Raw genomic sequence first — 6,064 nt, 5'->3', positions numbered from 1 at the left:
GCGGGATGCCGAAAAGTGTGCGCGGTTTTCGGACGACATCCCGCTCCAGCTTTTTTGATTGAGAGCCGGATTCAGATTTCAGGTCGTTTCGACCTGAAATCATCCGGCTCTAAGGGGGGCCAGGTCCTTGCACAACGGAATCCTTCACACACAGAAAACCGGCAGTCCGCTCAGGACCAGCCATTCCCAAGTCGTCGATGAACTCGGCAAGGATATCGTCTCCGGTCAGTTCCCAGTGGGAGCGCCGCTTCCGGGCGACAGCGACCTCGTGGAGCGTTTCGGTGTGTCGCGAACCGTGCTTCGTGAAAGCATGAAGACGCTGGCCGCAAAGGGTCTCATCGTGCCCCGGGCGCGCGTCGGAACGAAGGTCACCGAAAAAAGCCAATGGAACATGTTCGACAGCGACGTGCTCAACTGGCATTTCGACAGCGGGGTGGACCAGGACTTTCTCCTGCACCTCTATGATGTCCGGCTCGCTTTCGAGCCCTTTGCCGCAGCGCTTGCCGCAGAGCGCGCCACCTCCGCCGAAAGGGATGCTCTGCGGCTGCTGGCCAGAGAGATGGGAAAATCCTCGCATTCGAGCCGGAGCCTCGCCGCCGTCGATCTGCGCTTCCACCTCGCCATTGCAGAGGCATCGCATAATCCGTTCATGCGCACCGTCGGAAGCCTGATCGAGGCAGCACTTGTCGGCATGTTTCGCGTCAGTACGCCGCCATCGCAGAACGGGTTCTCCGATATATCGCAAACGCATATGCGGATCATCGACGCCATCGCCAATCATGACGGCCGCGCTGCATATAGCGCCATGGAGTCCGTCATTCAGGATGGACGAGAACGTGTGCTGGAAGCCTTTGCGACGGAAGGACGCCTGCTGCGCTTCAGCTCGCCCTGGCTGGACGAGTGACGAGAAGATCGTCTCTTCAGCTGGATAGAGCGGGCTAATTTTCGAGCGAATCCCGAATGCGCCCCTTGCCGATCTCGATGACATATTTCATCGCGGCGACCGCCTTTTCCGGATCATGGGCGGCAATCGCATGGGCGATGCGCAGATGATTGGTCGCAATCTCGTTGATCTTTTCGACGGATGCCGCCGGTGATGACAGCTGGAATGAAATCGCCAGCGCCGCTTCAATGAGGGCACTGACCGAACGCATGAAGGGATTGCCGGACATGTGCGCAATCGCGACGTGAAATTCGAGGTCCACCTTGGCGATGCTCTCCGGCGTATGGCTAAGATCGTCGAATTTCGCCGCAATGGCATAAAGCGCTACGATGTCTTCGGTTGTCGCACGCAGAGCGGCAGCCGCCGCTGCAGCCGGCTCCAGCGCCATGCGCATCTCGGCCAGGTGCTCGACGAAGCCAAGATCGACGCCCGCTTCGCAACGCCAGCCAAGAACATCGGGATCAAAGAAATTCCAGCTCGACTGATCGAGCACCCTTGTGCCGACCTTGGCCTTGGGTTCAACAAGCCGCTTCGCGGCCAGAGTCTTCATAGCTTCGCGCAGGACTGTGCGCGAGACGCCAAAACGCAACGAGAGTTCCGCATCGCCGGGGAGGATCGAACCCTCCGGTATATCTCCGGAGACGATGCCCCGTCCCAGTTCGGCAACCACATGCGCATGGCTGCTGCGCCGCTTGCGCCCGGTGATCGTCGTCTCCAGCAACCCCACACAGACCTCCCTAACATCGCCGATCGACCGTCAAACCAGCGACACCCTGCCCCTATACGATGAATGCCACTATGATTATACCGCTCCCGGTTTTCGTCTAGCGCAACAAAGTGGGGCGATCAGCTTCCATTTGCAGCCACCGATTATCACAGCAGGGCCCGCCTAGCCATATAGTATGACTTTTTATTTGAAATTAACACATTCAAGCATTTTACAGGCGAAGCTGAGATATACCGTTTAAATTCAATGATTTTGGCGTATTTAGCACCGGATTCACCGCGCTTTCACAATGCTGACACCACGCTTGACAAGCAATCTTTCGATCTAATAGTCATATTTATGACGCTTGGCGAGCCTCTAACGGACGCCAGGATGAAATGAAACCCCACAAAGGGTGAGGGAGGAAAATGCTGCGTATTCTTCAAGTGACCGGCGAAGACGGCCGCATTCGCGTCGTCGCCTGGAACGGGGCTGACGACGCACGTGTCGTAAAGGGAGCCGACTCCACTTACGACCTCGCGACGCAGGCGATTGCCGCCGGGCAGACACTTGCCGAGCGTATCATGGTGGCGGGGCTGGCTGAAACCGTCGATATCGAGAAAGCAGTCTCCGAGCAACGCCTGGCGCTCCCGGTATCGCATCCGGATCCGGCACATTTCATCGTCGCCGGAACCGGATTGACCCATCTCGGTTCGGCCGACGGCCGCGACAAGATGCACAAGGCTGCGCAGTCGGCCGAAAAACCCACCGATTCCATGCGCATGTTCCTGATGGGCGTCGAAGGCGGCAAGCCGAAGCCGGGTGAGACGGGCGTCCAGCCGGAATGGTTCTACAAGGGCGACGGCTCGACGCTCCGCCCGACAGGCGCCGACCTTGTCTCGCCGGCCTTTGCGCTCGATGGCGGTGAAGAGCCGGAATTGGCCGGCATCTACCTTATCGGCCCCGACGGTACGCCGTTCCGGCTTGGTTTCTGTCTCGCCAATGAGTTCTCCGACCATGTGACGGAAAAAGGCAACTATCTGTGGCTCGCGCATTCGAAGCTGCGCCAGGCAGCACTCGGCCCGGAGCTCTTGGTCGGCGACCTGCCGGACCATGTCGAAGGTGTTTCGCGGGTGCGGCGCGGCGATGACGTGATCTTCGAAAAGCCTTTCCTTTCCGGCGAAGCGAACATGTCGCACACGATCGCTAATCTGGAGCATCACAACTTCAAATACCATCTCTTCCGCCGGCCGGGCGACCTGCACGTCCATTTCTTCGGCACTGCGACATTGTCATTTTCGAATGGCGTCAAGACGGAAGAAGGGGACGTCTTTGAAATCTCCGCGGCTCCTTTCCGTCTGCCACTCGTCAACCGTCTGAGCGTCGCGCCTGCCGCATCGGTCACGGTGAAGAAGCTCTAAGGAGGAGCGCATGTCATCGATCCGGCTTGCCATTGTCGGTCTCGGCAAGATCGCTCGCGATCAACACCTCTCAGCCATCGAGGCGACCGACGGCATCGATCTCGTTGCTGTCGCCAGCCGCAATGCTTCACTCGATGGTATTCCATCCTTTGGTGACATCGACGCGCTGCTCGGCTCGGACGTTGTCGTCGACGCCGTCTCGCTCTGTACGCCGCCGCAAGGCCGCTTTGCCCAGGCGAAGGCAGCGCTCGATGCCGGCAAGCACGTCATGCTGGAAAAGCCCCCGGGCGCGACGCTCTCCGAGGTCTACGCACTCGAAGCTCTCGCGAAGGCAAAGGGGCTGACGCTTTTCGCCACCTGGCATTCCCGCGCCGCAGCCGCGGTCGAGCCGGCACGCAAGCTCCTGTCGCAACGCACCATCCGTTCCGTCCACGTCGAGTGGAAGGAAGATGTCCGCCACTGGCATCCCGGCCAAGCCTGGATCTGGGAACCGGGCGGTCTTGGCGTTTTCGATCCGGGCATCAACGCGCTCTCGATCGTCACCCGCATCATGCCGGAGTCATTCCATCTCGTGCGATCCGACCTGTTCTTTCCGGACAACCGGGCAGCACCGATTGCGGCCAGCCTCGCCTTCGAAACCGACAGCGCCATTCCCGTCTCTGCCGAGTTCGACTGGCGCCAGACCGGGCCGCAGACCTGGGATATCCGGGTCGAGTGCGATGAGGGCTCCGTCGTGCTGACACATGGTGGCAGCCGGCTTATCGTCGACGGCAAGGAGCAGATCGTCGAGGCCGATCGCGAATATCGGAATCTGTACGCTGACTTCGTGAAGCTGGTCGCCGGTCGTCGCATGGACACCGATCTGTCGCCGCTCGTGCATGTCGCCGACGCCTTCATGCTGGGGCGCCGCCACGTGGTCGAAGCCTTCGTAGACTGACCATAGCCAGCGCTGTTCTTTCACATCTCTTCATTCACGGGTAAATGCGATGACGAAATCAGAGAACTCTCCCTCGACTGAAATAGCTGAAACGGACAAGAGCCGCGGAGAGAAGACCAAGCTTCGTTCGCGAGCCTGGTTCGACAATCCGGCCAATGCGGACATGACGGCGCTTTATCTCGAGCGCTACATGAACTTCGGTCTCAGCCAGGCGGAACTGCAATCCGACCGGCCGATTATCGGCATCGCGCAGACCGGTTCCGATCTTTCGCCCTGCAACCGGCACCATCTCGAACTCGCCCATCGCCTTCGGGAAGGTATCCGCGAAGCAGGCGGTATCGCCATCGAATTTCCGGTGCATCCGATCCAGGAGACGGGCAAGCGGCCGACGGCGGGCCTCGACCGAAACCTCGCCTATCTGGGCCTGGTCGAAGTGCTTTACGGATATCCGCTCGATGGTGTCGTGCTGACGATCGGCTGCGACAAGACCACGCCGGCCTGTCTCATGGCCGCGGCCACAGTCAATCTTCCCGCCATCGCTCTGTCGGTCGGTCCGATGCTGAACGGCTGGTTCCGCGGCGAACGCACCGGTTCGGGAACGATCGTCTGGAAGGCACGTGAGCTGCTGGCAAAGGGTGAAATCGACTACCAGGGCTTCGTCAAGCTCGTCGCATCCTCCGCGCCGTCCACCGGCTACTGCAACACGATGGGCACGGCGACCACGATGAATTCGCTTGCCGAAGCGCTCGGCATGCAGCTTCCGGGCTCGGCGGCCATTCCGGCGCCCTATCGCGATCGCCAGGAAGCCGCCTATCTGACGGGGCTCCGGATCGTCGAGATGGTACGCGAGGATCTGAAACCCTCCGACATCATGACGAAGGAAGCCTTCATCAACGCCATCCGCGTCAATTCCGCCATCGGCGGTTCGACCAACGCCCCGATCCACCTGAACGGTCTGGCCCGGCATATCGGCGTCGAATTGACGGTCGACGACTGGCAGACCTATGGCGAGGAAGTGCCGTTGCTCGTCAACCTGCAGCCGGCCGGCGAATATCTCGGCGAGGACTACTATCACGCCGGTGGCGTGCCGGCGGTCGTCAATCAGCTCATGCGCCATGGCCTCATCCATGAGAACGCCATGACGGTGAACGGCAAGACCATCGGCGAGAACTGCCGCGGCGCGATCATCGAGGACGAAAAGGTCATCCGCCGCTTCGAAGAGCCGCTGAAGGAGCATGCAGGTTTCCGCGTGCTGCGCGGCAACCTCTTCTCGTCGGCAATCATGAAAACGAGCGTCATCTCGCCGGAATTCCGCCAACGCTACCTGTCCAATCCGAAAGATCCCGATGCCTTCGAAGGCCGCGCGGTCGTCTTCGACGGGCCGGAAGACTATCACCACCGGATCGACGACCCCTCGCTCGGCATCGATGCGAATACGGTCCTGTTCATGCGCGGCGCCGGCCCGATCGGCTATCCGGGAGCCGCCGAGGTCGTCAACATGCGCGCACCCGACTACCTGCTCAAGGAAGGCGTCACGTCCCTTCCCTGCATCGGCGATGGACGTCAATCCGGCACTTCGGGCAGCCCGTCCATTCTCAACGCCTCGCCAGAAGCGGCCGCTGGCGGCGGACTGGCACTGCTGAAGACCGGTGACCGCGTCCGCATCGACGTCGGCCGCGGAACCGCCGACATCCTGATCTCGGATGAGGAGCTGGCGGAGCGCCGCAAGGCCCTTGAGGCCGCCGGCGGATACCACTATCCCAAGCATCAGACCCCTTGGCAGGAAATCCAGCGCGGTATCGTTGGGCAGCTCGAAACGGGCGCCGTGCTCGAACCGGCCGTCAAGTACCAGCGGATCGCCCAGACGAGCGGTCTGCCGCGCGACAATCACTGAAATCCGACGTTGGCGCGGTTCAGCTTTCCATGGAAACGCAGAACCGCTCTAACCTCTTGTTTTACGCAATTCCGAATGGAAAAGACTTCGCACCTTTCCTGGAATTGCTTCAGGGCCAATTACGGCCGTTCATCGAGAATTTGGCGCATTCGCAGTGAATGCG

At 60.5% G+C, this 6,064-nt stretch carries 5 protein-coding genes; 4 read left to right on the top strand and 1 reads right to left on the bottom strand.

Features of this window, described 5'->3' with window-relative positions:
• The first annotated feature begins 127 nt into the window (after positions 1-127).
• Positions 128-904: a FadR/GntR family transcriptional regulator gene (locus AAE029_RS29700; protein WP_371076505.1), complete on the top strand. Its 777-nt coding sequence runs from the start codon at positions 128-130 to the stop codon at positions 902-904.
• Positions 905-938: 34 nt separating this feature from the next.
• Here the strand turns inward: AAE029_RS29700 and AAE029_RS29695 are convergent, their stop codons facing one another.
• On the bottom strand, positions 939-1,670 hold the full coding sequence (locus tag AAE029_RS29695) for a FadR/GntR family transcriptional regulator (RefSeq protein WP_371076504.1): 732 nt from the start codon (positions 1,668-1,670) through the stop codon (positions 939-941).
• A gap of 407 nt (positions 1,671-2,077) precedes the next feature.
• On the opposite strand from AAE029_RS29695, the gene araD1 reads away from it, so the two are divergent.
• Genes araD1 through AAE029_RS29680 form a run of 3 tightly spaced genes read left to right on the top strand, consistent with a single transcriptional unit; the run spans position 2,078 to position 5,901 of the window.
• Positions 2,078-3,070 carry an AraD1 family protein gene (araD1, locus tag AAE029_RS29690; RefSeq protein ID WP_371076503.1) on the top strand — a complete coding sequence of 331 codons (993 nt, stop codon included), beginning with the start codon at positions 2,078-2,080 and terminating at the stop codon, positions 3,068-3,070.
• Positions 3,071-3,080: 10 nt separating this feature from the next.
• Positions 3,081-4,007 (top strand): Gfo/Idh/MocA family protein, encoded by a 927-nt coding sequence (locus AAE029_RS29685; RefSeq protein WP_371076502.1) that lies wholly within the window; start codon positions 3,081-3,083, stop codon positions 4,005-4,007.
• 49 nt (positions 4,008-4,056) lie between these two features.
• Positions 4,057-5,901, top strand: a complete 1,845-nt coding sequence (locus AAE029_RS29680) for an IlvD/Edd family dehydratase (protein WP_371076501.1) — start codon at positions 4,057-4,059, stop codon at positions 5,899-5,901.
• The last annotated feature ends 163 nt before the right edge of the window (positions 5,902-6,064 follow it).

It is taken from the genome of Sinorhizobium sp. CB7 (assembly GCF_041357635.1).
In the GTDB taxonomy this organism is placed as follows: Bacteria; Pseudomonadota; Alphaproteobacteria; order Rhizobiales; family Rhizobiaceae; genus Rhizobium.
This window is presented reverse-complemented; position numbering and strand designations above follow the sequence as displayed.

What these genes read in the sequence shown, in the direction of transcription:
- AAE029_RS29685 (WP_371076502.1), top strand. Translation starts at nt 3,081, where the DNA reads ATGTCATCGATCCGGCTTGCCATTGTCGGTCTCGGCAAGATCGCTCGC.
- AAE029_RS29680 (WP_371076501.1), top strand. Translation starts at nt 4,057, where the DNA reads ATGACGAAATCAGAGAACTCTCCCTCGACTGAAATAGCTGAAACGGAC.
- araD1 (WP_371076503.1), top strand. Translation starts at nt 2,078, where the DNA reads ATGCTGCGTATTCTTCAAGTGACCGGCGAAGACGGCCGCATTCGCGTC.